The following is a 25951-nucleotide window of genomic DNA, read 5'->3' as shown; positions in this document are numbered from 1 at the left end:
GCGGATGTGTGTCAGGCAGCACGCGCGATGAAGGCGCGCCATCCGCCCAGGCTGGTGATGTCCTCCGCCCCGGTCATGGCGCGCGGTTCGGCGACGAAACCCTTCACGCTGCTGCCATCGGCCAGCGTGACGGTGCCGATCGCAAGCGGAGCCGGCACTTCGACCACGAAGCTGCCGAACTCGGCAACGCCCAGTTCGTAAACCTCGACGGCGATGGCCGCCCCATCCTCGCTATGCACGAGTGCGGGCTTGGCCGGCACGCTGTCCGCCATGGCATAGAGCCGGTAAGTCGGCGCGGTTTCGAAGGCGCCGACGAACTTCGCATCGCGCGAGGTGAGCTGCCAGTGGAGCGGCATGTCCTTGAGATGGGCGCCAACGACGGCGAGTTTCACGGTCTGCATCTTTCCCTCCAAATCGAGTGATGGCGGCAGCGGGAGATCCGCAACCGAAAGGTAGGCGTCGGCCACGTCCAGCAGGGCGCGGTCGGTATCGGCGGGGCCGATCAGGGTAATCCCGAAGCCCGTCGCATTGGCCCGTATCCCGGCAGGCACCGCGAGCGCGGCCATGTCGAGCAGGTTCACGAAATTGGTGTAGAGGCCCAGATTGCTGTTGAGCGCCACGGGCGCCGCCAGCAGTTCGGAGACGCGGTAGGTGGTGCCGGTGGTTGGAAACGCCAGCATCTCGATATCGTACCACAGCAGGTCGGCGTGGCGCTTGATCTCGGCAAGGCGGTACATGCCGTTGAACAGCTCCACCGCGCTGACCGCCGCGCCGGGCTCGACAATGGAACGGACGGTCGGGTCGATGGCATCCGGGTTGTCCGCGAGCATATCGGCCACCGCCGCCGTGCGCTCCGCGACCCAGGGACCGCCGTAAAGCAGCTGCGCGGCCTCCAGCAGTGGCGCCAGATCGACTTCCACCAGTTCCCCCAACTGCGCGAGATTTTCGAGCGCGCGGTCATAGAGAAATTCGGATTCCGCATCGCCGAACCAGATCCGCTGGTCGCGGCGTGGCACACCGATGCGTGCGGGCCGGAGCGGCTTGTCGGCCAGCGGCTTGGAGTAAGGATCAGCCGGATCGAAGCTTGCGACAACCTGATCGACCAGCCGCGCATCGGCCGTGTCGTCGGTGAAGACGGTGATGCAATCGAGCGTCCGGCAAGCCGGGACGAGGCCATGCGTGCTCCAGCGCCCTTTCGTGGGCTTGAACCCGATCAGGTGGTTGAAGGCGGCCGGAACGCGGCCCGAGCCGGCAGTGTCCGTGCCCAGCGCAAAGGCCACCAGCCCCGCCGCCACGGCAACCGACGAGCCCGAGCTGGAACCGCCACTGACATAGGCGAGATTGGAGGCATTCCGGGGGATGCCGTAAGGGCTACGCGTACCGACCAGACCAGTGGCGAACTGATCGAGATTGGTCTTGCCGACGCAAAGCGCGCCCGCCGCCGTCAGGCGCTCGATTACCGTGGCAGAGCCTTCCGGGCGGTAGGCAAAGGCTGGGCAAGCCGCCGTGGTATCGAAGCCTTCCACATCGATATTGTCCTTCACTGCGAAGGGAACACCTGCCAGCGGCAGCACTTCCCCGGCAGCGATGCGGGCATCGACAGCGCGGGCCTGCTCCAGAAGATGCTCGCGGCTGGCACGGCTGATCCAGATCTGCGGCTGCACGCCATCATAGGCGATGACGCGCGCCAAGGTCTCTTCGGCCACCGCGACGGCGCTTGTGCGCCCCGCATTGACGGCATCGGCGATTGCAGCCGCGCTGCGACGATCGGGCGCGGTCATGCGTGCTGCCTCAGGGCCAGCATCGGCGCGCCGGGCTGCAACGACTGCCCCTCGCGCATGTAAAGAGCCTCGATCGTGCCCCGGCCGGGGCTTTCAACAGGACATTCCATCTTCATAGCCTCAATCACCGCGATCTTGTCGCCCGCTTCCACCACGTCCCCCGCCGCTACGAGCAGCATCGAGACCACGCCGCCGTAAGGCGCTTCCACCAGATTGGAGCCGATCGGAATGTCGATCACCGCGCCCTCCGGCTCCTCGACCTCGCCAGTATCGACAGCATGGTCGAACTCGCCAAGCCGCTGCCAGTCCGCGCGTTCCTCGTCGAAAGCGGCCTTGCGCTTTTCCTCGAATTCCGAGATCGACTGCGCATTCTCGGCAAGGAAGGCCCGGTAATCCGCCAGCCGAAACTCGGACGGCTCGATCCGGAGCGAGCGTCGCCCGGCCGGAAACTCCCGGCGCCATTCGGTCAGTTCGTCCGCGCTCACCGGATAGAAGCGGATCTGGTCGAAGAAGCGCAGCAGCCACGGCTTGCCTTCAATGAAGGCGTCGGTCTGGCGGTAGGTGTTCCAGACCTGAACCGTCCGGCCGAAGAGCTGATAACCGCCCGGCCCTTCCATGCCGTAGATGCACATGTAGGCGCCGCCGATGCCCACGACATTGGGCGGCGTCCAGGTGCGCGCCGGGTTGTACTTGGTCGTCACCAAACGGTGCCTGGGATCGACCGGAGTGGCCACAGGAGCGCCCAGATAGACATCGCCCAGCCCCATCACGAGATAATTCGCCTCGAAGATCAGGTTCTCGACCGCATCGCTGTCGGCAAGGCCGTTGATGCGGCGGATGAACTCGATGTTGTCCGGGCACCATGGCGCATCGGCGCGGACCGTCGCCATGTACTTCTCGATCGTCTCGATCGTTGCCGGATCGCGCCAACTCAGGGGCAAGTGGACGATGCGCGAAGGGATCGTGAAGTCCTCAAGGCCCCCCAGCCGCTCCTCCGCCGCGATGAGCATGGCCAGCGCGGCCTGCTGGTCCAGCGCCAGCCCATCGAAGTGCAGCTGAAGCGAGCGGATCCCGGGAACGATATCGATGACGCCGGGCAGAGCCAGCCGCTCCAGCTCCGTCATCAGCGCATGCACCCGAATGCGCAGTTCGATGTCGAGCACGATCTGGCCGTATTCGACAAGGATGTTCCGGTCGCCCTGCTGGCGATAGACGGTGCGCGGCCGGCCGGGGCCTTCTGCCACTTCGGCGAGGATGGGGGACAGGGTCTCCACCGGGCGAACCGGCGACGAGGCAGGCACCACACCTGTCGCCACGAACGCGCGCTGCGAGGCATCCGCCTCCGTCGCATCGTCGATATTTACCGGCACGAAGCGCAGGCGGTCACCGGGGGTGAGCTGTCCGATCTTCCAGCGATCGGCCGCGATCACCACGAAGGGACAGACGAAACCGCCCAGCGAGGGGCCATCGGGGCCGAGGATGATCGGCATGTCGCCGGTGAAGTCGACCGCGCCGATGGCATAGGGATTATCGTGAATGTTGGAGGGATGCAGCCCCGCCTCGCCGCCGTCCGTACGGGCCCAGCGGGGCTTCGGACCGATCAGGCGAACGCCGGTGCGGTTGCTGTTGTGATGCACCTTCCATTCCGCACCGAGGAACGACTGGACGTCTTCATCGGTGAAGAAATCGGGCGCGCCGTGCGGGCCATAGAGCACGCGCAAGGTCCAGTCGGTCGAAATCTCCGGCAGGGCCACCATCGGCAGCGCCGCGTCGGTGCTCTCCCCGGCCAGATGCAATGTATCGCCCGCCAGCAGCCTGCGCGCAGCATGTCCGCCGAACTGGCCGAGTTCGAAGGTGCTGCGGCTGCCCAGATAGGGCGCCATGTCGAGCCCGCCGGCGAACAGCACATATCCGCGCATGCCGCCTGTCGAGGCCCGGCCGAGCGCCAGCGTCTGGCCTGCCTTCACGTCGGTCGGAACGCCGCGAGGAACCGGCTCGCCGTCAAGCGTCGCGCCGAAGTCCGCACCGGTGATGCAGATCCGCGCCGGGGCTACAAAAGCAAGCGTGGGGCCGGTGACAGTGGCCTCCAGACCCGCCGTCCCTTCCGGATTGCCGAGCAGCCGGTTGCCGAGACGGAAGGACTGGTCGTCCATTGGTCCCGATGGCGGCACGCCGACAGCCCAGAGCTTCTGCCGCCCCGGCCAGTCTTGCACGGTCGTCGCGGTGCCGCCGCTGACCACGCGGATGGAGCGCGGTTCATAGACGATGCTGTCAAGCACGCGGGTCGAGACCTCACCGCTGACGAAAGCGCGCGAGCGCACGACATCACGCAGCCAGCGCAAGTTGGTTTCGATGCCGTCCGCGCGGCTCCGGTCGATCGCCGCCTGCGCTGCCTCGACCGCCTCGGCCCGGGTGGGCGCGTGGACGATCAGCTTCGCCAGCATCGGATCGTACCATGCGCTGACCGTGCTTCCCGCCGAACACCATGTCTCGACGCGAATGTCGGACGGGAATTCCAGCGCCGTCAGCGTGCCCGAAGTGGGACGATAATCGAGCGACGGGTCTTCCGCATAGAGGCGCATCTGCACCGAATGGCCCTGCGGGGTCGGCGGCTCACGGTCGAGGAAAGTGTAGTCCCCCGCCCCGCCGCGCACCATCCATTCGACCAGATCGATGCCCATCACCATTTCGGTGACGCCGTGTTCGACCTGAAGGCGCGTGTTCATCTCCAGGAAGAAGAACTCCTCCCGGTCGGCGTCGTAGAGGTATTCGACCGTCCCGGCCGAACGATATCGCGCGGCCTCGCCCAGTCGCACGGCCGAGGCAATCAGCTCCGCACGCACGCGTTCGGGCAGCAGTGGTGCAGGGGCTTCCTCGACCACCTTCTGGTTGCGGCGCTGAAGCGAGCAGTCTCGTTCTCCAAGGGCCATGACGCGGCCCTGGCCATCGCCGAACAACTGGACCTCGACATGGCGCGCGCGCCGGACGTAGCGTTCGAGGAAGACGCTGGCATCGCCGAAATTGCTCAGGCCCTGCCGCGCCACCGATGCGAAAGCATCGCGCAGTTCCGCCTCGTCTTCGCAGACGCGCATGCCGATGCCGCCGCCGCCCGCCGTTGCCTTCAGGATCACCGGGAAACCGATTTCGCGCGCGGCGAGTACGGCATCCTTTTCGTCAGCAAGCAGCCCGGTACCGGGCGCCAGCGGCACGTCATGCGCGGCAGCAAGCGCGCGGGCGCTGTGCTTCAAGCCGAACGTGCGGATGTTCTGGACGGTGGGGCCGATGAAGACGATGCCCGCTTCGGCGCAGGCCTCCGCGAACTCCACGTTTTCGGCCAGGAAGCCGTAGCCGGGATGGATGGCCCCTGCCCCGGTCTTGCGCGCGGCATCGAGGATCGCGGCGACGTTGAGGTAGCTGTCGGAGGCTTTCGCCCCGCCGATGCAGACCGCCTCATCGGCTTCGGATACGTGGTTGGAGCCTTCGTCTGCCTCGGAATAGACGGCGACGGACTTCAGGCCCATGCGTCGCAGCGTGCGGATGATGCGGGTGGCGATCGCGCCTCGGTTGGCGATCAGGACCGTGTCAAAGTTCATGCGGTGACAATCATCCGAACGGGGGTGGGGTTGAAGCCGTTGCAGGGGTTGTTGACCTGCGGGCAGTTCGAGACGACGACGACGACGTCCATTTCCGCTCGCAGGTCAACGGTCAGGCCCGGCGCGGATATTCCGTCGACGATGCCCAGCGACCCGTCCGGCTCGACCGGTACGTTCATGAAGAAGTTGATGTTGGACACGATGTCCCGCTTGCCCCGGCCCTCGGTGAGATTGGCTTCGAGGAAGTTCTCCACGCAGGCATGCTCGGCCTTGGTGTGATGGCCGTAGCGCAAGGTGTTGGATTCGCAGGAGCAGGCGCCGCCGATGGTGTCGTGATATTCGACCGAGGTGGCGGCGATGGTCATCATCGTCCGGCCCTCGTTGGACAGCAGCCGGGTGCCTTGGCGCAGGAACAGATTACCCTGTGCGGCAACGGTGTCCTGCGCGCTGTAGCGTTCGGCACCGTCCTCAGCCGAATAGAGCAGGAAATCCACGGCCTGATTGCCTTCAAGGTCGACGATACGAAGCGTCTGCCCTGCGGCCACGTGGTGCAGCCATGGCGCCCGGGCGGGCACGATCACGTCGTGGATCACGGCGCCGGTGAGACCGGACATGTGGGGATCGGCGTTCATTGTGGCCTGTCCTTTCAGCGACGGAAGTAGTCTTCGACGTTCTGGAAGGCGCGAAGGCCTTCCGGCGTGGCAGTGCGGATCGGGTCCGCCTCCGGCGTGACCGGGCCGCGCCAGGCCGAGACGCGCAGCGGCGTCACTGTCCAGTCGTCACGCGGGTCGAGCACATGCGGGCAGTTGGCGATCACCACGATCACGTCCATTTCCGCGCGCAGCACCACGCTGCGACCGGCCTGGAACGGACCCACTTGCGGGGTGATCGTGCCGTCCGTCTCGATCCGCGTGCCCTTGAACAGGGTCACGCAGGGGTGCACATCGCGGCGGCCGAGACCGTGCTTGCCCGCGCCCAAGAGAAAGCGGTCGCGCCCGTTTGGATAAGCGCCGCTATTGCTGCCGTCGCCGTATTTGGCCGCATTGGTGGCGGCATTGGAGGTGCCGCAGAAGGTGTCATGCGTGCCGGCATCGTCTTCCAGAATGCTCATGAGCACGCGGCCCATGTCGGACAGCAGCAGCTTGCCCGCATCGAGATAGGCGTTCCACTGGACTTTTACGGTGTCCGCGACGTTGAGCCGCTCGGTCGGCATTTCCGCATTGAAGACGAGCAGCGAGGCGCAGGCATCGCCCTTGATGTCGATCAGCCGCAGGCGCGTGCCGCGTGCCAGCCGCCGCGTCGCATAGCCGCCTGCCGCAATCGTTTCCTCCCACGTGAGGTCCTGCGCGGACACACCGGCCGGGAGATCGCTCGCGACCGGCGGCAGCACCGGCATGCTCTCGATCACGGTGCCTTCCATGCCGCGTGCATGGTCGCGGGCGGCAAGCGGGTTCGCCAGAATCTGGGTCATGAATTCGCTCCGATCGACTGGGAGTTGCCGCCGTCCTGTTCGTAAAGCGGCGGCAGAAGGGCGGTGGTGGTCACGAGTTCCAGCTGCTGCATCCCGCGCACGCGCCGGATGGCATCGCACAGTTCCTTCAGCCGCACGGCCGGGCCTTGCACGAGCAGGACTTCGAGAGATTGATCGTCCTCCAGCACGACATGCTGAGAGGAAATGATTTCCTTCAGATAACTGGTCTGGGTCTGGGAAAGCTGGTGCCGAACGCGGCCCTGCTCGCTGCGGTAAACAAGGGTAATCGTGCCGGCGAGCATCTCGTCCGGGTGGGTAAGCGAGCCATGCTCGGCAAGAGCGTGGCGGATCAGTTCGGCGATCAGTTGCGAGCGGGAAGGAAGCCCCCGTTCCGCCACCATCGTGTCGAGCTGTCTGAAGAGGTCTGCCGGAAGGCTCATGCTGAGCCGCGCCAGGCTTGCGGATTCGGAGCTCATATGCACCTCCTTCCAATTATTACCTATTCAGTCAATAGTAATACTCACGCGCTCGTCGGAAATCTGTTCGACCCGCTCCTTGAGCGGCAGATCGTAGACCGCGGCAGCGCCGAAACGGTGGGGCGCGTGCGGATCGTGACGGCGCTTGTCGAGCGCGATCACGCGCGTTCCAAGGCTGAAAGCCTCGCGAATATCGTGAGTGACCATGATGATCGTCAGCGCATAGTCGCTCCACAATTTCCGGATCAGCACGTGCATGTCGGCACGGATTCCGGGATCGAGCGCGCCGAACGGCTCATCGAGCAGAAGTATGCGTGGCCGCTTCACAAGCGCCTGGGCAATCGCCAGCCGCTGCTGCATGCCGCCTGACATCTGCGCGGGATAGAGGTGCAGGCTGTCACCCAGTCCCACGGCGGTCAGCATCTCGACCGCCTCCTCTTTCGCCGCACGCCGGGCGGCGCCGAACAGGCGGGCCGAAAGTGGCGCCCTTGCGCATTCCATCCCGAGGATCGTGTTGCCCAGCGCCGAGAGGTGCGGAAACACCGAGTAGCGCTGGAACACGATGCCGCGATCCGGTCCACATTCGGGCGCGAGCGGTATACCGTCGAGGAGAATGGACCCGTGGGTGGGCCCCTCCTGGCCAAGGATCAGGCGCAGAAAACTGCTCTTGCCCGCCCCCGAAGGACCAATGATCGAGACGAACGAGTGGGCTTCGATATCGAGGGACAGTTTCTCGATGACGATCCTGTCCCCATATTCGACCCAGACGTCGCGAAAGCTGAGAAGTGTGCTCAATGGTTTTCTCCGTGTGCCCACGGGAACAGCCGCCTGCTCAGGAAAGTCAGCGTCACGTCCATGGCGATCGCCAGAAGCGCGATCCAGGCGACGTAGGGAATGATGACGTCCATCGAGAGATAGCGGCGAACGAGGAAGATGCGGTATCCAAGGCCGACGTCGGATGCGATCGCCTCGGCCGAGATCAGGAAGACCCATGCCGGTCCGAGCGACAGCCGCATCGCCTGCAAGAGCCGGGGCATGGCCTGAGGCAGCGCCACGCGGATCATCACTTGCCAGCTACTGGCGCCCAGCGTCTGCGCCTTGATGATCTGTTCTCTGGGCAAGGCGGCGACATGGGCCGCGATGTCGCGGATCATGACCGGCGCTATGCCCACCACGATCAGTGCGACTTTCGCCGTCTCGCCCAATCCCAGCGCGATGAACAGGATCGGCAGCAGGGCAATCGGCGGGATCACCGCGATGCCTGTCACCAGCGGTCCGAACGTGGCACGCACCGGCGGCAGTGCCCCCAGCGCGAGCCCGACGCAGATCGCCATCAATGTCGAGATACCCAACCCGATCCCCAGCCGCTGGAGGCTTGCGAGCGTATCCGCCCAAAACACCAGCTGACCCGTCAGCTGGTCGGGCTGGAACATCAGGACGGACATGCTCTGCACCATGCTGGAAGGCAGAGGCAGGATCTTGTCCGCCGGGTTGGCCGCGTGGCGGCTGGCGGCTACCAGCAGATAGGCCACCGCCAGCAGCAGGATTGGCAGCGCGCCAAGGAGCAGGCGGTCGCTTCGCCGGAGTTGACGATTCACCCAACGCATTGCGTCATGTCACCTTGATGTAGCGGAATTGAAGGGCTCTGAGTACGCTCAGAGCTTGCCGTCGGCTGCCATCTTCATGAAGCTTTCGTCGAAACGCAGCGTCACGTGCTGGGCATCGCCGAGCGTCTTGCCGCCGGGGAAGGCCATTCCCACCGCGTCGGCGGACGTCGCGCCCTTGAACAGCCCCTTGGAGAAGCTGAAATCGCGGACGCGTGTCATGGTGGTGACCAGCGCCGGAGACGATGCCGCCGCGACCGCCGCCTTCGGATCGGAATAGAGGAACGTGGTGGTGAGCTGGCTGTCGAACGCTTCCGGCGTCGAGCCCGCCAGCTTAGCCATCGCCGCGCGCGCGGCCTTGCCCTCGCCGTCCTGACGCTTCATCAGCGCCACCGTTTCGTACCAGATGCCCGCAAGCGCCTTGCCGAGGTTCGGATTGGCCTTCAGTGTGGCGGTATCGACCGCCAGAAGATCGAGAATTTCACCCGGAATGTCAGCCGAGCTGAACACTTCCTTCGCGCCGGGCTGTTCCTTCATGACCGAAAGCTGCGGGTTCCACGCAACCGCCGCGGTAACGTCCGGGCTGGCGAACGCGCCCACGATGTCGGCGTCCGAGGTGTTCACAGTCTTCACGTCGTTCAGCGCCAGCCCGGCCGAGTTCAGCGCGCGTGCGAGCAAGTAGTGCGAAACGGAAAGCTCGACGAGGTTGATCTGCTTGCCCTTGATGGCCTTCAGATCGCTGGCGCCTTTCAACAGGATGCCGTCGTTGCCGTTGGAATAGTCGCCCACGATGATGGCGCTGGTGTCCTTGCCCCCGGCAGCCGGAATCGTAAGGGCATCCATATTGGCGACAGTAACGCCGTCCAGCTTTCCGGCGGTATACTGATTAACCGATTCGACGTAGTCGTTCACCTGAACGATGTTGATCTTGATGTGGTACTTGTCCGCCCACTTCTTCACGATGCCGGCCTGCTGCGCGTAAGGCCAGGGCATCCAGCCCGCATAGATCGACCATCCGATGTTGAATTCCTGGCGCTTCGGCGCGTCGCTCGATGTCTGTGAGCAAGCCGCGGTAAGAAGCACGCCAGCCATCAGTGCGGCCTTGGATATTCTACGGATCGATACGATCATGAGTCGGTCCCCTTTCGCAGTGCAGCATTGCCGCGAATGAAAGGGTTGTCCATCGAAAATTATTACGGTGAACCGATTCTGTAATACTCACCCCCTGAGGGGGAATCGGCACGCGGACCGAGAGGCGCAATTTCCGCCGCTGCCCGGGCTATTCCGCCAAATCCGGACACGGATCGGCTGCGGCGATCGGATCGGAAACCGTCGCTGCGATCTTCAAGGCACGTATCGCGGCGGGATCGCAATCCTCGCCACAGGCGGCCGTTACACCGCCTCTTCGCTCTTGGCCCGCGGCTTGCGAGTTGGGGCGGCGTCGTCGCTCCTGGCCTTCTCCTGCTCGTGAAGCGGCGGAAGCAAGGCGGTGGTGGTGACAAGCTGGAGCTGGCGAACACCCCGAATCCCGCGCAGCGCGTCGCACAATTCCTTCAATCGCGCGGCAGGCCCCTGCACCAGCAGGACCTCAAGCGACTGATCGTCCTCCAGAAACACGTGCTGTGAGGAGATGACCTCCTTCAAGTACTCTGCCTGGCTCTGCGCAAGCTGCTGGCGCACTTTGCCCCTGTCGCCCCGGTAAACAAGGGTGATCGTGCCGGCGAGCATCTCTTCGGGACGCGTCAATGCCTCATGCTCGGCAAGAGCATGGCGGATGAGTTCGGAGATCAGTTGCGATCGCGAAGGCAGGCCACGTTCTTCCACCATGGCGTCGAGCTGGCGAAACAGCTCGGCGGGGAGGCTCATGCTGAGCCGGGCAAGACTGGCGGGATCGGTGCTCAAACTGCGCCCCTTTCTGCGATCATCACTATCTTCACATGCAAAACCTTACGGCCGTCTCCTATCGCATGCGCCGGCAATAAGACAGTCCGCGATTGCGCTCTCGGCAGGTTCTGCAAGAAGTACAAACAATCGTGCGCATCGCGCGGCCGGCAGGACAGGTCATGTGCCTGCCACGCGCGAATCAGCAACGATGTTTTCCCCGTGGGCGGCGCCCGCCTGAGCAGCGTTCATCGCGCTCACCAAACGCACGTGCGGCAAAGCTTCATAAACTCCTCCTTCAAGAATGGCGGTATTCCGCCATTTTTTTCGATTTTCCGGTAAATGCTGCACTTGCAGCATTAATACGCTTGACGAAAAAGGTAATATCCATACCGTGTGCTTAATGTCGCCGAACAGAGCGACTGAGCGGGAGGAAAGAATCTGCAATAGCAAGCCGGGTCGCCGGCTTGGATGGGGGTTTTCGATGGGACAACTGCCGGCCAGCATCACGGTTCTATCAGGCGATGAGCATTCATTCGCCGGTGGCAGCTATCCCGACGGAAATCCGGATTCTTCCGGCGCACGGAATGACACTACACTGAAGAACAAGGTCTTCGATCTGCTGCCACCGGCGTTCGTCGCGCTCACCGTTCTGTTCTGGGCTTATGGCCCGAAGTCATGGATCGATAATTCCTGGTCCCTCGTTGTCGCCACTTCGCTGACGACATTGGCGGTGTTGGCCCTGGAATGGGTCCACGAACGGCATTCGGGCTGGCGAATGAACAAGCGCGAATTCGTCACCGATCTGTTCTACGTGATCCTCGGAGCCACGGTGATAACGTGGGTTTCGACCAAACTGGCCGAAGATCCGCTGACTTCGGTGAAACACTCGCTCGGTATTACCACCCAGTGGGCCATGCACTTGCCGTTCGTCGTGCAGGTCGCGCTGGTGATCTTCGTCATCGAATTCGGCCAGTACTGGATGCACCGGCTGATGCATAACTGGACGCCGTTCTGGCTGACCCACGCCCCGCATCACCACATCACCCAGTTGAACGCAATGAAAGGCGCGGTGGGCAACCCCATCGAACTGTTCCTCATCAGCCTCAGCATAGTGGCGCTGTTCGATATTCCGCAGGCCGCCCAATTCTGCGCTTTCAATGTTCTGGCGGTGGTTTCGACTTTCGCACATGCCAATGTGCGTGCGGACCCGCCCCGGTTCTACTCGCTCTTCTTCACGACGATCCGGCATCATAGCCTCCACCATTCGGTCGATTATGAAGCCACCCGTTGCAATTACGCCAATTCGCTGATCCTCATCGACCGCATTTTCGGAACCTATCGCGAAGGCGAATCCGCGATCGTCGGGCAAGATGAACGCAAGCGACTTTCCATCCGGGAGCAGTTCCTGTTCCCGTTCCAACCGCTGATCGCGCGGATCATCGCGAAACGTAGCGAGGCGGCCTCCGCAACCCGCTGATCCACGGCGCAATACCAAGGATCGCATCGGTAAATACCTCGGCGCGCAGTGAGAGCGCCGAGTGCAAGAAACGCGCCGGCAAGACACCCCTCAAGCGGTGGCAGGGCGCGTCCAAGAGGGACTTCCAAGCAACACCCACAGGGTTCTGGCAGGGGCAAGCCAGGGCACGGGCAACGTAAACCAAAACACAGACAGGGAAGCACATGACATATCGCGCAAAAATGAAAGCGGGGCTGCTGTCCGCAACCGTGTTCACAAGCACCGCACTGGCCGTGCCGGCCATGGCGCAGGACGCCACCGTATCGGATGACGGCAATGCCATCGTCGTGACCGGCACCCGCCGCGCCACGACGATCATGGACACGCCGATCAACATTTCGGCGATCGGCTCCGAGGACCTCGCCCGCCAGCACATCGACGACGTGCGCGATCTCGCCGCTTTCACGCCTGGCCTGACGATTTCCGACACCGGCCCCGGCGGCACCGGGACGATCGTTCTGCGCGGCCTCAATGCTTCCGATGTCGACTCCGGAGGCGCCAACTATGACGATGCCCTCGGCGTCTATCTGGGCGAAGTGCCGCTCTACTACGACTTCAAGCTGCTCGACATTGCGCGCGTGGAAACGTTGCTGGGCCCGCAGGGCACGCTCTACGGCCTCGGCACGCTGGCCGGCGCGATCCGCTACATCCCGAACCGCCCCGATCTCGATAGCTTCGAGGGCGAGGCCCATGGCCGCCTCTACGGCAAGAGCCACGGCAGCCACGCAGGCTATCAGTTCGACGGCATGATCAACATTCCGATCGTCAAGGACCACATCGCCTTCCGCACCGCCACCGGCTACTATTACGACCCCGGCTTTATCGATTATCCGCTGCTGCTTCAGGAACCTGGCGTCTCTCTTCCGCAGCCGGGCGGTCCGGACGGCGTAACGCCCGAAGAAGCCTCGGCAAACCTGAAGAAGCGCAAGGATCTCAATTTCGAAAGAACCTTTACGACGCGCAACCAGTTGCTGTTCCAGACCACCGAAGACCTGAAGGTCATCTTCACTTACGCATTCCAGCGCACCAAGACCGACGGCTCCCAGTCCAACAGCGCCGGCGTGATGGGCACCGGCAAGTACGAGAACGCAGCCCGCTACGAAGAGCCGGTAAACCGCCGCGCGCATCTGGCCAGCATGGAGATCAACGCAAACATTGCCGACATCGCCGATCTCGTCTCGACAACGGCCTATACCAATGTTCGCGTGAAGTCGAAGTCCGACAATACTGACTTGCTGCTCGATCTCGACTACGACTACGAGCTGTTCCCCGCGTTTTCGAGCTGGAACGAATCCGACAATACCCGCAAGCAGTTCAACCAGGAAATCCGCCTCGTCTCGCGTCATGGCGGACCGCTCAACTGGGTGCTCGGCGCCTTCTACAACGATCAGAAATACCACAACGATTATGCCGAACACACGCCCGGCCTGTCGGACTTCTACGGCGTTCCCAACAATCCTGACGATCTCGAATATGTCAGCTACATCAAGTCCAAGGTAACCGAAAAGGCGATCTTCGGCGAAGGCACGTTCAGGATCACGCCAAAGTGGCAGGTCACAGGCGGCGCGCGTTACTTCAAGTATACGTCGGAGATCCAGGGCGCTCTCGTCCTTCCCCTGCTGGGGGATCCGCTCAGCCCCTATGACCTGACTCCGTCGGGCGGCAAGGCCAAGCAGGATGGCTGGGTGTGGAAGTTCAACACCTCGTACAACTTCACCCCTGACCTGATGGTCTACGCCACGTACAGCAAGGGCTACCGCATCGGCGGACCTAACCGCGTGGCGCCCTGCCCCGATCCCGTTCCGGCAAACCAGCAGAACGCCTGCGCACTACCGAACGAGATCCAGTACGGTCCGGACAAGACGAAGAACGCCGAAATCGGCATTCGTACGCAGCTGTTCGACCGGAAACTGTCGTTCAACTTTGACGTCTTCCATATCGTCTGGGACGGCATTCAGGTCGACTCGACCACCCTTTACGGCGCAACCGGGATCACCGTTAACGGCGGTTCGGCCAAGTCGCAGGGCTTCGAAGCCTCGTTCCAGCTCAGGCCGATCCCCGAACTGGCGATCCAGGGCATGTATTCGTACACCGATGCGAAGCTCACCGACGACGTACCCGGCATCATCACGATCCGCACGACCCCCGGCGATTATGACGCGCGGCCGAAGTTCACACAGCTCGACGCGCTGGACGGCGACCGTCTGCCGGGCTCGGCCAAGAATTCGGGCAGCCTGGGCGCCACTTACACCATGCCGTTCATGGACGGCAGCCTGATCGGCAACTGGACCGCAACCTATCGCGGAAACGTGGTGTCCCGACTGGGTTGGGACCGCGCCTATGGCGACAAGATCCCGGGCTACGTCCTCCACCGGGCCTCGATCTCTTACGAAACCGACAAGTACAGCATCGGCCTCTTTGCCAACAACATCTTCGACAAATACGCGGTCGTCTCGGTTGGCAACGATCGCTCGCGCATCGGTGTAAACGATGGCGTTGCCGTGCGCTTCTACCGGCAGACCGTGCTGAACCCACGTACAGTCGGGATCGAGGCGCGCATAAAGTACTGATCTTCATGCGAGGATCGAGGCGTTCTCGGTACAACGGAACACCTCGATCCCACCCGCTGCGTTACCCACTCCGCCATCGCTTGCCAGACGGCAGGCGATGGCGCTTTGTCAGAGCTTTACGCCCTGCGCCTCAAGCCATGCGCGCGCCGGTTCCAACGCGGCTTCGTGGGCCCGCCATTTCTGCACGGAATCGGCATTGATCGGCCGGCGCACCTGCGCCGCGCTGGGCGTCGCAACGGCGGCGCCGTTCTCATGAAACGACAGGCAGCCCTCGTCCCAATCGAGGTCGCAATGTCGCAGCAACCCCCGGGTTTGCCCCTCCTGATCCGCGACCAGCGCCTCATACGACAATTGCAGAACCCGCCCCGGCCAAATGCTTTCCCAAAGCGCCATCAGCCGGTCAAAGCGCGCATAATAGCGCGCCGTGTCCATGAGGTCGTAAGAGTAGGCGTAATAGGCCGATTGGCTGGCGAAGAGGTTCTTGTAGTTGCTCCAGATCGTATCCATCGGATTCCGGCGCAGGCAGACGATCCGGGCATTGGGCAAGGCACGCGCAATATGCCCGATGTAGAGGAAATTGGCCGGCAACTTGTCGGTAAAGCGCGCTTTCACGCCCGGACGATGATGATCGGCACGCTTCAGATAGGCGTCGCCAATCGCCGCCGGATCGATGCCCGCGCTGGCAGCAATGGTTTCCGGATCGATTACGCGCCGCGATGATGTGCCCGTAAGTTGCTTGACCGCCAACGGCATCGCCTGAAGCTCACCCGCCGCCTCGACATCGCGGTGCGACGACAGGATGCGGTCGACCAGCGTGGTGCCCGTGCGCGGCATGCCCACGACGAAAATGGGTGCCGGACCGGCATTACCCCCGCTTGCATCGAAACTGTTCGGCGGGCCGCCGAATAGCGCCTCGATCGCGTCGAATATCGCGGCGTCCTGCTGGAAATCGTAACCGAGCGCCTGTTTCTGCGCATCGTTGGCAGCGGACAAATGCCGAAACGCTTCGGCGGCGTTGCCGATGTCTTCCAGTTCCTTTGCCAAGGCATAGCGGATCCGGAGGGCTTTATCGGGCGCATCCGCCCGTGCCAGCGCCGCTTCCAGTCGGGGCACATGATTGGTCTGCGCGGTCTGTCGAGAGAGAATGGCGAGCGCATAATGCGCACGCGCATCTCCGGGATCTGCGGCCAAAATCATTTCGTATTGCGCGCGTGCTTCTTCGACGCGGCCCGTAAAACCGCTCGCCGCCGCCAGATTGTAGCGATAGTCCAGATTGTCCGGCGCGGCCGCCACTGCCTCTGCGAATGGCGCCATCGATGCCTCATGGTCCCCGAGGCGGGCTAGTACGCATCCGATAGTATCGAACGTCAGGGCGTCTTCGGGCGTCAGTGCCATGGCCTCACGCGCGGCATCCGCAGCCTCGCCGTCCCGCCGCAGCAAAATGAGCAATCGCGCAAGCTGCGCCAGATGTTCGGCTTTCGGACCTCGCTCTACCGCAGCTTCGATCAAGGGAACGGCATTGGCCAATTGACCCGCCTCTGCCGCTGCGACGCCGAGCAAAAAGAACCCTTCCGGCTGTTGCGGGCTGGCATCCGCGAGCGCCTTGGCAGCGGCAACAGCGGCCCGCAGGTCGCCGCGTTTCAGCGCCTCTCTCGCCTGCGTTTCCAGCATCAAGCCGCACCCGTCACGGAATTCGAATTATGCCCCGACGTTTGCTGGAAAGGCGCCTTGAACAGCGGGCACGGCCAAGACCGCAAGGAAGCGGGATTCCACCTGATTTCCATCATTGCTCCACGTACCCCTTCCGACCGAAGCCTAACCGTCGGCAACCATTTTGCCAACCGATCCTGGGCCGTCCAAATCGACCCCAGGCGCAATATCGGCATCGCCGGATTTTTTCCCGAAAACGGGCCGGAAACGTCCACTTTGTGTCTAGACACGATGGGCCCATTGGTATTACGTTATAACATGTTAGTATTACTGAAATGGGTAGCGAAATAATACGAGGGCAGGCGTATGGACGGAGTTCGCGTAGGCAAAAGATTAATAGGTACACAGGCGCCGGTAACCATAGGCTGGGAGAACATCCCCAAGGTGGAGGGCGGCCCGGTCAAGCAGTTCATCTTTACCTGGTTCCAGCCCACGGTGCTCTTCGCACTGCTCGCGTTCTGGTATTATGCCCCCAATTCCATCGCCAAGGCATCCACCGCAGTGGGCATCGGCATCGGCTTCAAGGTGCTATTGCTGGGGCTTGAATGGGTAAACCCGCGCCACGAGAGCTGGCGGCTAACCTGGAAGGAACTGGTCACAGACCTGTTCTATGTCGGGCTCGGCTATACGGCGCTCCGAATAGTCGACGATTACATCGGCGACAAAGTCATGGTCGAAGCCGTACAGCACTATTTCCACTGGGACAAATTTACCTGGTTTATGGGTCTGCCGCTGCTGGTGCAGGCTTTCCTGATCTCGTTCGTCTTCGATTTCGGGCAATATTGGATGCATCGCGGGATGCATAACTGGTACCCCTTGTGGTTACCCCACTCTGTACATCACTATATAACCCAGTTGAACATCAACAAAGGTGCGGTGGGCAATCCAGTAGAGCTGTTCCTGATCGGGCTTGGCATCGGCGGCTTCTTTGATTTTCTGCCGCGCGCCTTCCTGCTCGCCGGCGCCTTTGGCATGGCGATCGGCACTTACCAGCACATCAATGTCCGCTTCAACTCACCAAGATGGTGGCGCTTCCTGTTCAACACGACCGAACATCATAGCCTGCATCATTCGCAAGACTTTGAGGCCACCCGCAGCAACTATTCGGGTTCCTACATCTTCATCGACCGCATTTTCGGAACTTGCATTGACGGTGAGGCCGAACTGTTGGGCATGGAAGGCGGCCGCCGCATGTCGATCCGCGAACAGATGACCTTCCCTTTCACCGAAGGCTGGAAGTCGCTCAAGGAACGCTTTGGTCAACCGGTTGCCACGCCCGCCGAGTAATGCCTGCTCCATCCGCATAATCCGCCTGCTCCCATTTGCCATGCCCGGTCTGGGCCGCCTTGAGCGGCCCGGGCTTGAGGCTTGCCGCTAAACGGCATCGAACAGCTCTCCCAAAGGAGGTCACGTGAACTCGCGTTTCATCGACTGGATCTGGCACGTCAGGGGGAGTGTGACACTCGCTCCCGAACAATCGAGCGACGATGCCTTTGACAGGCTCGACCCGCTGTTCCGCCAATACGGCACCAGCCACGAGCGGACGAACGATACCCTAATTTTCCGCAAGAAGGATCAGGCGGCTCAGGACAAGATGTCCGTGTTCGATGGCGGCGTCTTGCGGATCGAGCAAGGCGTGTCCGGGTCCGTGCTACGCTATCATCTGACCAGCCGGGCATTGCTGTTCTGCTTTCTGGCACCGCTACTGTTTCTGGGCATGGCTCAGTTGACCATAGCCCTGGGCAAGCACGAAAAACCGTCAGCCGAGGCTGCAAGCACGCCTGCAAAAGGTCATGATGCCAAAAAAGATGCAGACGTGCCGATGAACCCGATCGACAAAGCCCTGGGCGCACCAGCCCCCGAAAAGAAGGACGCGGACAAGCCTGAAGGGCGCAACAAGAAACCCTCTGCCACGTCCGCCTATGTTTTTGCTGCGATCTTCGCCTCGCTCTATCTCGTGGGGCGGATTCTCGAAGACAGGCTGGTCAAGACATTGTTTAGAAGGAGCTTGCTGGGCTCATAGCCCCGAAGTTTCTTCGGATTTCGCCTACCCGTATAGCAAAAAAATAGAGGGCGTGACCGGCAATACCGGCCACGCCCTCGAGTGGGTAATCTTAGAACGAGCCGCGGACGCCGATCATGAACTGGCGACCAGGCTTGTAGGCCGTGTACGTGGCGTTGGTGAACTGGAAGTACGTACGCTGCGTGGCATTGCCGAAGTTCGCCACGTCGAACGTGATTTCCGGTGCGTGGTCGATCCCGAACATCTTGTAAAGGTCGAAGCTGGACGAGAAGTCCCAACGCTGCAGGTCATCCGAGAACAGCGCGGCATTGGTGATGCCGTTCTGGTTGGGGCCCGAGATCTGCGAACCCTTCTGGAAGGTCGTCGAGACGCGCAGGCTGACACCGTGGTTCTCGTAATAGCCGGTGATGTTATAGGTGTACTTGGCCACACCATATGCCACCGGCGCCGGGGTACCTTCGCCGTGCTGATCGACAATCGTGGCGTTGGCATTGAAGCCAAGACCCCGGATGCCAAACTGCTCGGTCACGAAGTCAAGCGGCTGGACCCACTGGAACTCAAGTCCGTTGACGATCATCTTGCCTGACGCATTGACCTGCTGTTGGACCACGACCGTGGCGTTGTCCGGCCCGCCGCGCGCATTGATCGCGCCTTGCTGCGTCGGGTTCAGGTTGTCGTAGGTGATGCCATAGGGTGCGAGCGACGAGAAATTGACCGTCGCCGTACCAAGCGTGGTGAACCCGCTCATTTCCTTGCGGAACGCAGCCATGCTGACCAACCCGCCCGGCCCGGTGTAATACTCGATGCCAAGATCGATGTTCTTCGAGACATAAGGCTTGAGCGCCGGATTACCGATCGTCGCGACGTCTGCAGAGGGGCTGGAGAAATTGACGCCCGGCAGCTGAGCATTCGGATCCGGCCGTGTCATCGTCTTCGACAGCGAAAGACGTGCGACAGCATGTTCACCCACATCATAGGCGAGGTTCATGGCCGGCAGCCAGTTGTCATAGCTGTTGTGAGTAGTCGCCTGGCTCACGATGTTCGGATACAGCCCGCCATCAAGCGGCGCCGGGGTGCCGGCGGGCGGCGTGTTGCGCGGATCCGGCAGCGAGACGCGACCGCTGATGGTCTGATCCGTATGAACGAAGCGTACGCCGATGTTGTAGCGCAGATCGCTACCGGCAACTTCGGCCTTACCGTTCGCCTCAATGAACCCGGCTGCCGACTTCTCACGAATATAGCCGCCGCTGGCGCCCGTATTCGCCGAACCCGTATCAGGCGCGTTATCATGGAAGTAGGCGTAATTGCTGTCCTTGGCGAACCGCTTCCAGTCAAGCGTGACAAAACCGCCCGGACCAGGGGTCAGGTAGCTGGCCAGTGCAGACTGCGGAATCAGCGAGCCACCGTAAGTCACCGCGCCACCCGTGTAGCCCGGCCAGGTCGGATAACCTGCCGGCGCCGAGCCGGGTGCGTCGAGACCCTGGCACGCCGGCTGACTGTTCGGCGAGGGAACGAAAACGCTGGGGTCATTGCCGCAGGTTGCGTTCTGCCACGCTTGGCTGTTGTCGTAGGCGGTGATCCGGCGCGAGATGTCGTCGTAATTGCCGCCAGCCTTGATGTTGAAGGACTCGTCGCCCCACGTCAGGTCGCCGCGCAGGCCCTTGTTGATATTGGTGCGGCGTTCGTCCTGAACGTTGACGCGTCCGCCGTTCCAGATGAAGTTCGCCGGATCGTTGAGATCGACGTTCGTCGTGATCGAAGGGATCGACCCGTTGTTCACGTAATCGACCGTTACGCCCGAGCTTGCCGCAGTGTTGACAAGGACAGTCGGCGATTCACGATGGAAAGTGCTGTGAAGGTAGTTGACCTGGAAGTTGAACTTCAGGTTATCCATCACCTGCCACGAAAGACCCGGATTGAAGCCGTAGTATTCGGTCGTTTCGATGAAGGGACGATATTCGAGGAAGAACTGCGAATTCGCAAAGGTGCCGCTGGTCACCGTGCAGCCGTTGCTGCAATCGTCCTTGTCCACGGTCATGTTGAGCGGGATGGCCGAGCCGTTGCGACCGACCCAGTTCATGTCGATGCGCCGGAGATCGTTCTTCTTACGTCCATACATGCCATCGATGTAGACGTCGATCTTGTCGCTGGGCTTCCACTCGGCGCTCAGGATCGCGTTGATCCGGTCACGCGTGCCGGAAGAAATCGACGGACGGCCAAGACGCGGGATAATCCCGTTGTCGATCTGCTGGATAGTCAGACCCGGGTTGTGTGCCAGCAGGAATGCCTGATCGATCGTGGTGCCGGTGACCAGACCGTTGCCGGCATTGGCAGGGACGGTCCCAGGAATGGTCCAGTTGCCGCCACCGGTGCTGTTGCAACCCGAGGTCGCGCCGCACTGCGCGGCGGAAAGGTTGGGATTGGTCCAGCCGATGGTTTCAAAGCCCTTGACCAGTGACTGGTCACGCTGCGCCGATACGCCTGCGAGAATGCCGAAATCGCCGAAAGTCGCGCTGGCCAGCGCCGATCCGCGGCCACCCCACTTGTTTGCCGGGCTGTTCTTGATGCCCTGCAAGCTATAGGAGAAGTGAGTCCCTTCGCGGTCGAACGGACGGGCGCTGCGAAGGTTGACGTTACCCGCTGCGCCGCCTTCGATAAGGCTGGCCGAATAGCTCTTGTTGACCGTCAACTGCGTGAACAGTTCGGTCGGGAAGAAGCTGAGGTCGACCGAACGGTCGGTGCCCTGCGCGTCCGTCGTGCCCGAAGACGCGACTGCGATCGGCGCGCCATTCAGGGTCACGCTGGTGAAGTTGCTGCCCAATCCGCGGATCGCGACGTTGGTGCCGGAACCGTCGATATCGCGGCTGATGGTGACGCCGGGAATGCGGTTAAGCGATTCGGCGATGTTGGTGTCCGGGAACTTGCCGATATCTTCGGCAAAGATCGAATCGCTGAACGATGTCGTGTCGCGCTTGGAGGCAATCGCCTCGGCAAGGCTGCGGCGGTAGCCGGTGACGATGATTGCCTGCGCATCGTCACTGGCGTTCTGGTCAGGCGCGGCCGCCGTTGCAGCGGGAGCGGCGCTCTGCGCATCCTGCGCCTGCGCGATGATCGGGAACGCCCCGGCAAGGATGGTTGCCCCAAGCAGTGCCCGGCGAATCATCATGGCGCGCGAATCTGTGGTGTATGTGCCCATATTCCCCTCCTAAATATGCGCTCTCTTGAGAAGCGCTTTGAAACTACCCCATGGTAGCGCTCACATTTTTGGATTGATAGGACGATCTTGAGACTTGTCAACGGCCTTTACGAAGGAGGCCCTCTTTTTGAAGATTCTATTCGGCGCAACCCGATGTCTATCCGGGAAATTTAGCCGAAAATGGAGATAGATGACCGCTAAGCCCGATCGCTATTCACAATAGTCAATCTATAAGACGATCATCATATTTACTCCGTCTAATATGCAGGACGGGCAAAGCCTCCTCCAGTGGGCCGCGCGGGAATGCAGACCTCCCGGGCAAACGATCCGATTGACCGCCCGGTTCGCGTCGACAATATGTGATAGCGATAACATGGTCGTGAGGGGGGGGGTGTTGAAACAGTTTCCCTGTGAGCTGTCGAGCGATGCGGCCTTGGCCATGCCGTCCGTCCCTTCCGGTACAGCGTCGCCGCCCAGATGGTGCTGACCATCGGATCGAACAACCGAGCCTAACGGCGAGATAAAATCAGAACATAGGAAAATCAGGATGCCCGAAGCCAACACATGCGCCCTGTCGCGTCGCAAACTGCTGGGTAGCGCTGCGTGGAGCGCGGCGCTTGCTGTCGTGCCCTCGCCTGCCTTTGCCGCACTTGCCAAGGCCGATGCTGCGGACCCGCGCACGGCGTTCCCGCTGATCGTCGATGGCAAACCGGCGACAGTGCTGGTCGATGCGGGCGCCGATTCCGCCGTTCACCATGTGGGCGCCAGCTTTGCGGCGGATCTGGAGCGCGTCAGCGGCAACAAGCCTCGATTCTTGCAGAGCGCAGAAGACACGCTGCGTGGCCCCGTGGTGATGATCGGCGTCCTCGGCCAGAGCCCCATGATTGACCGCCTCGTCGCCGCCGGCAAACTGGACGCGGGCGACATTCGCGGCGAGTGGGAGGCCTTTCGCCAGATCGTGATCGACAAGCCCATGCCCGGCGTGCCCCGCGCATTGGTGATCGTCGGTTCGGATCGGCGCGGCGCAGTGTTCGGCACTTACGACATTTCCGAGCGGATGGGCGTATCGCCCTGGTGCTGGTTCGCCGATGTTCCCGTCTCGCGCCGACGCGAAGTCTTGATCCCGGCCGGCTCGCGCCGCGACCAGCCTAAAGTGCGCTATCGCGGCTTCTTCATCAACGACGAGGACCCCTGCTTCAGCGGCTGGGCCCGGAAGAAGTTCGGCGGCGTCAATGCGGCCATGTACGCGCCCGTCTTCGAGCTGCTTCTGCGGATGAAGGGCAATTATCTGTGGCCCGCCATGTGGGGCAAGGCCTTTGCCGACGACGATCCGCAGAGCATGGTGCTCGCGGATGCGATGGGCGTCGTGATGGGCAATTCGCACCATGAGCCCATGCTGCGCGCACAGGCCGAATGGCATCGCCACACCGACAAGGGCGTGACTGGCGGTGCCTGGGATTACACCGACAACCGCGACAATTTGCGCACCTTCTGGCGCGGCGGGATCGAGCGCATGATGTCGCGTGGAGGCGGCCGGGGCTACGAGTCGGTCGTCACCGTGGGCATGCGCGGCGATGGCGATCAGGCTATGGCGGAAGGCACGGCGACCGACCTTCTGGAACGGATCGTCGCCGATCAGCGCGACATCATCGCCGACGTCACCGGCAAGCCGGCCAGCGAGACGCCGCAAGTCTGGGCGCTCTACAAGGAGGTGCAGGACTATTACGACCACGGCATGAAAGTGCCGGACGACGTCACCCTGCTCTTTTCTGACGACAACTGGGGCCAGATTCGGCGCTTGCCCGATCCCGCGGCGGCGCCTCGTCTTGGCGGCTACGGCATCTATTACCACTTCGACTATGTCGGCGGACCGCGCAATTACAAGTGGATCAACACCAACCAGATCGAGAAGACCTGGCAGCAGATGGACCTCGCCTACCAGCGCGGCGCGCGGGCGATGTGGATCGTGAACGTCGGCGATATTAAGCCAATGGAATATCCGCTCGGCTTCTTCATGGCGCAGGCCTGGAATCCGGAAGCGATGACGCCTGCGGCTCTCGCGGCCTATCCGCGAAACTGGGCGGCTGCCACTTTCGGCCCCGAACAGGCCGGGCCGATCGGTGACCTGATCACGGCCTACAGCCAGTATGCGGCGCGGCGGAAACCCGAACTGATCAACGAAGCCAGCTTCGCGCTGGGCGGCATTACGCCCGACGGTCTCGATGGCGGTGAATTCGGCGCAATCATGGCCGAATGGGACATGCTGGAGGCCCGCATGCTCGCGGCGCGCGCCAGACTCTCCCCCGACAAGCTCGACGCCTATTACCAGCTAATCGAATTCCCGATTGCGGCCTTGGCGAACTTGTACCGGCTCTATTACGGCACGGCGTGGAACCGCCTGCTCGCCTCCAAAAACGATGCGCGCGCCAACTATTTCGCCGATCAGGTCGAGACCGCCTTTCGCCGCGATTCCGAGCTGGCGCAGCGCTATCACACGATCAACGGCGGCAAGTGGGACGGCATGATGACGCAGGTTCACATGAATTACGTCATCTGGAACGACCCCACGCAGCAGACGATGCCGAGCATCATGCGGGTCGGCGCCGACACGCCGAGCGACCGGCAGCGGCCGCAGCCCAAATTCGTGAACCGCGCGCCGATGCCTGCGGGCGTGATCGCAGTGGAAGCACAGGCATTCAGCCGAGCCCGCAACGGCAGCGGTCTGCACTGGACGACCGTCCCGCATCTCGGCCGTACCGCAGGCGCGGTACTTGCGCTGCCGCAGGGCCGGCCCGCCACCCGTCCTGACGACGGCCTATGCCTTGAGTACGACATCACTTTGCCGCAAGCCGGGCCGGCAACGGTAACGCTCTATCTGACGCCGACGCTCGACACGCTCGGCCATGAGGGCACGCGGATCGGCGTTTCACTCGACAATGGGCCGGTCCAGATACTGCAATCGCAGCTCGATGCTTCGGGCGGCGCACCGGATACCGCAGGCAAGCAGCGCTGGGCGGACGCAGTATGCGACAATGTCGTACGACTTTCGGCCGAGATGGGGAGCACCAGTGCCGGGCGACACACCGTCAAAGTCTGGCGGGTCGACGACAACATGGCTCTGCAAAAGCTGGTGGTCGGGACTGTCCCCGTGCCCACAACCTATCTTGGGCCGCAAGCAGGAACCGGCTAACAGCCGGGTCACTCGCATGCAAAGATTGGGCGGGAAGCGCGGTGCCCCAAATCACCACCGCCGGGGAGAATGGTGACGATGCGTTTCCCATCGGGCAAAGCTTTCGGGCTCACTCTGAGCGCGATGGTGGTGGCGGGGGCGCCGGCGGCGCCGACTGCCTCCGCTGCCACGCCCAGTCCGCTCATGGCGCCTCTCGACCTCATGGCGCCTCTCGACCTCATGGCGCCTCTCGACCTCAAGGCGCCGTTTGCCGCACGCTCGCCCTGGCGACTTACCGTCACGCAGGGCCCACAGGTAGAAGATCCCGCCGATGGCGAGATGGTGCCAGGGGCGATTTCCCTGTGTCTGACGCGGGACAATGGCCGCAACTGCGATCCCGCGCCGAACCGCGCATTGCGCCTGCCCAGCGGCGATGACCTGTTCGCCCAGCCGCACTTCTTGCGCCGCGCTCAGGTGGTCCGGCCTTCCAGCGAACGGCCGTTGCTGCTGATCGAACTCGCCAGCTTCCACTCCGGCAATGGCGATCAGCGGGTATCCTTGCAACTCTACGCCTATGACCGGGCGAATGACGCCTTCCGGCTCGCGTACGAGCGTCGCACCAACCGCAACAACAATCAGGAAATTCGCTACGTCGAAAGCGGCCCGCTTGCCGGAGCGGTGATCGCTGCCGATCCCACCGACGATGCACCGTTCGGATACTGGATCTCGGTCTCGCGCCCGGACGCGGCAGGCACATTCCGGCAAGTGCTGCGGTTTCGCAGCGCGACGGCCTATGGCGACGGCAACCCGCTCGCGGTCATCGATTCCGAGATGCCGAACATCCAGCGAAGGCTGGGAATCTGGCGCCCCGGCATGGCACTGCCCCTGCCCGCGAAACCGTGCCCGCGCCCTCACATGGTGAACGAGGCACTTTGGTGCGACTGATCGCCCACGCCGG

Annotated in this window: 18 protein-coding genes; 6 read left to right on the top strand and 12 right to left on the bottom strand. The window is 62.5% G+C overall.

Going from position 1 to position 25951, the window contains the following annotated elements:
* Positions 1-11: 11 nt before the first annotated feature.
* The 10 genes from atzF to AC1VVM_RS17965 all read right to left on the bottom strand — a co-directional run bounded on the left by atzF (position 12) and on the right by AC1VVM_RS17965 (position 11316).
* On the bottom strand, positions 12-1781 hold the full coding sequence (atzF, locus tag AC1VVM_RS18010; RefSeq protein WP_482956987.1) for an allophanate hydrolase: 1770 nt from the start codon (positions 1779-1781) through the stop codon (positions 12-14).
* On the bottom strand, positions 1778-5374 hold the full coding sequence (gene uca / locus AC1VVM_RS18005; protein ID WP_482956986.1) for an urea carboxylase: 3597 nt from the start codon (positions 5372-5374) through the stop codon (positions 1778-1780). The genes atzF and uca overlap by 4 nt, the downstream gene beginning before the upstream one ends.
* A complete protein-coding gene (locus AC1VVM_RS18000; protein ID WP_482906707.1) occupies positions 5371-6006 on the bottom strand; it encodes an urea amidolyase associated protein UAAP2 in 636 nt (211 codons plus the stop codon). The genes uca and AC1VVM_RS18000 overlap by 4 nt, the downstream gene beginning before the upstream one ends.
* Before the next feature lie 14 nt (positions 6007-6020).
* Complete coding sequence (locus tag AC1VVM_RS17995; protein WP_482956985.1) at positions 6021-6845, bottom strand: urea amidolyase associated protein UAAP1; 825 nt, start codon at positions 6843-6845, stop codon at positions 6021-6023.
* Positions 6842-7321, bottom strand: a complete 480-nt coding sequence (locus tag AC1VVM_RS17990) for a CopG family ribbon-helix-helix protein (RefSeq protein ID WP_482906705.1) — start codon at positions 7319-7321, stop codon at positions 6842-6844. Before AC1VVM_RS17990 ends, AC1VVM_RS17995 begins: the two co-directional genes overlap by 4 nt.
* Positions 7322-7348: 27 nt before the next feature.
* Positions 7349-8116, bottom strand: coding sequence for an ATP-binding cassette domain-containing protein (locus tag AC1VVM_RS17985; protein WP_482956984.1), 768 nt, complete (start codon positions 8114-8116; stop codon positions 7349-7351).
* Positions 8113-8928, bottom strand: a complete 816-nt coding sequence (locus AC1VVM_RS17980; RefSeq protein WP_482906703.1) for an ABC transporter permease — start codon at positions 8926-8928, stop codon at positions 8113-8115. The genes AC1VVM_RS17985 and AC1VVM_RS17980 overlap by 4 nt, the downstream gene beginning before the upstream one ends.
* 48 nt (positions 8929-8976) lie before the next feature.
* Positions 8977-10056, bottom strand: coding sequence for a putative urea ABC transporter substrate-binding protein (locus AC1VVM_RS17975; protein ID WP_482906702.1), 1080 nt, complete (start codon positions 10054-10056; stop codon positions 8977-8979).
* Positions 10057-10317: 261 nt separating this feature from the next.
* Positions 10318-10791 (bottom strand): CopG family ribbon-helix-helix protein, encoded by a 474-nt coding sequence (locus tag AC1VVM_RS17970; RefSeq protein ID WP_132386336.1) that lies wholly within the window; start codon positions 10789-10791, stop codon positions 10318-10320.
* 195 nt (positions 10792-10986) lie between these two features.
* Positions 10987-11316 carry a hypothetical protein gene (locus AC1VVM_RS17965; protein WP_482956983.1) on the bottom strand — a complete coding sequence of 110 codons (330 nt, stop codon included), beginning with the start codon at positions 11314-11316 and terminating at the stop codon, positions 10987-10989.
* On the opposite strand from AC1VVM_RS17965, the gene AC1VVM_RS17960 reads away from it, so the two are divergent.
* Together AC1VVM_RS17960 and AC1VVM_RS17955 are read left to right on the top strand one after the other, a co-directional pair.
* Positions 11291-12286 carry a sterol desaturase family protein gene (locus tag AC1VVM_RS17960; protein ID WP_482906700.1) on the top strand — a complete coding sequence of 332 codons (996 nt, stop codon included), beginning with the start codon at positions 11291-11293 and terminating at the stop codon, positions 12284-12286. The two genes, AC1VVM_RS17965 and AC1VVM_RS17960, sit on opposite strands and share 26 nt — an antisense overlap.
* Positions 12287-12489: 203 nt before the next feature.
* Positions 12490-14895, top strand: a complete 2406-nt coding sequence (locus tag AC1VVM_RS17955) for a TonB-dependent receptor (RefSeq protein WP_482906699.1) — start codon at positions 12490-12492, stop codon at positions 14893-14895.
* Positions 14896-15003: 108 nt separating this feature from the next.
* On the opposite strand, the gene AC1VVM_RS17950 is transcribed toward AC1VVM_RS17955, so the two are convergent.
* The gene (locus AC1VVM_RS17950) at positions 15004-16566 is read right to left on the bottom strand and encodes a sulfotransferase family protein (RefSeq protein ID WP_482906698.1); all 1563 of its coding nucleotides are present in this window, start codon (positions 16564-16566) and stop codon (positions 15004-15006) included.
* Positions 16567-16911: 345 nt separating this feature from the next.
* Here AC1VVM_RS17950 and AC1VVM_RS17945 point away from each other — a divergent pair, with 345 nt between their 5' ends.
* Both AC1VVM_RS17945 and AC1VVM_RS17940 read left to right on the top strand, forming a co-directional pair.
* The gene (locus AC1VVM_RS17945) at positions 16912-17892 is read left to right on the top strand and encodes a sterol desaturase family protein (RefSeq protein WP_482906697.1); all 981 of its coding nucleotides are present in this window, start codon (positions 16912-16914) and stop codon (positions 17890-17892) included.
* A 124-nt stretch (positions 17893-18016) separates the two neighbouring features.
* Entirely contained in the window at positions 18017-18628 is a 612-nt protein-coding gene (locus AC1VVM_RS17940) for a hypothetical protein (RefSeq protein WP_482906696.1), read from the top strand.
* A gap of 91 nt (positions 18629-18719) precedes the next feature.
* Here the strand turns inward: AC1VVM_RS17940 and AC1VVM_RS17935 are convergent, their stop codons facing one another.
* Positions 18720-21824: a TonB-dependent receptor gene (locus tag AC1VVM_RS17935; RefSeq protein WP_482906695.1), complete on the bottom strand. Its 3105-nt coding sequence runs from the start codon at positions 21822-21824 to the stop codon at positions 18720-18722.
* Positions 21825-22371: 547 nt separating this feature from the next.
* On the opposite strand from AC1VVM_RS17935, the gene AC1VVM_RS17930 reads away from it, so the two are divergent.
* Positions 22372-25014: a glycosyl hydrolase 115 family protein gene (locus AC1VVM_RS17930; protein WP_482906694.1), complete on the top strand. Its 2643-nt coding sequence runs from the start codon at positions 22372-22374 to the stop codon at positions 25012-25014.
* A gap of 78 nt (positions 25015-25092) precedes the next feature.
* Positions 25093-25938 carry a hypothetical protein gene (locus tag AC1VVM_RS17925; RefSeq protein WP_482906693.1) on the top strand — a complete coding sequence of 282 codons (846 nt, stop codon included), beginning with the start codon at positions 25093-25095 and terminating at the stop codon, positions 25936-25938.
* Positions 25939-25951 lie beyond the last annotated feature (13 nt).

Source organism: Novosphingobium sp. BL-S-33 (assembly GCF_056857025.1).
This window is presented reverse-complemented; position numbering and strand designations above follow the sequence as displayed.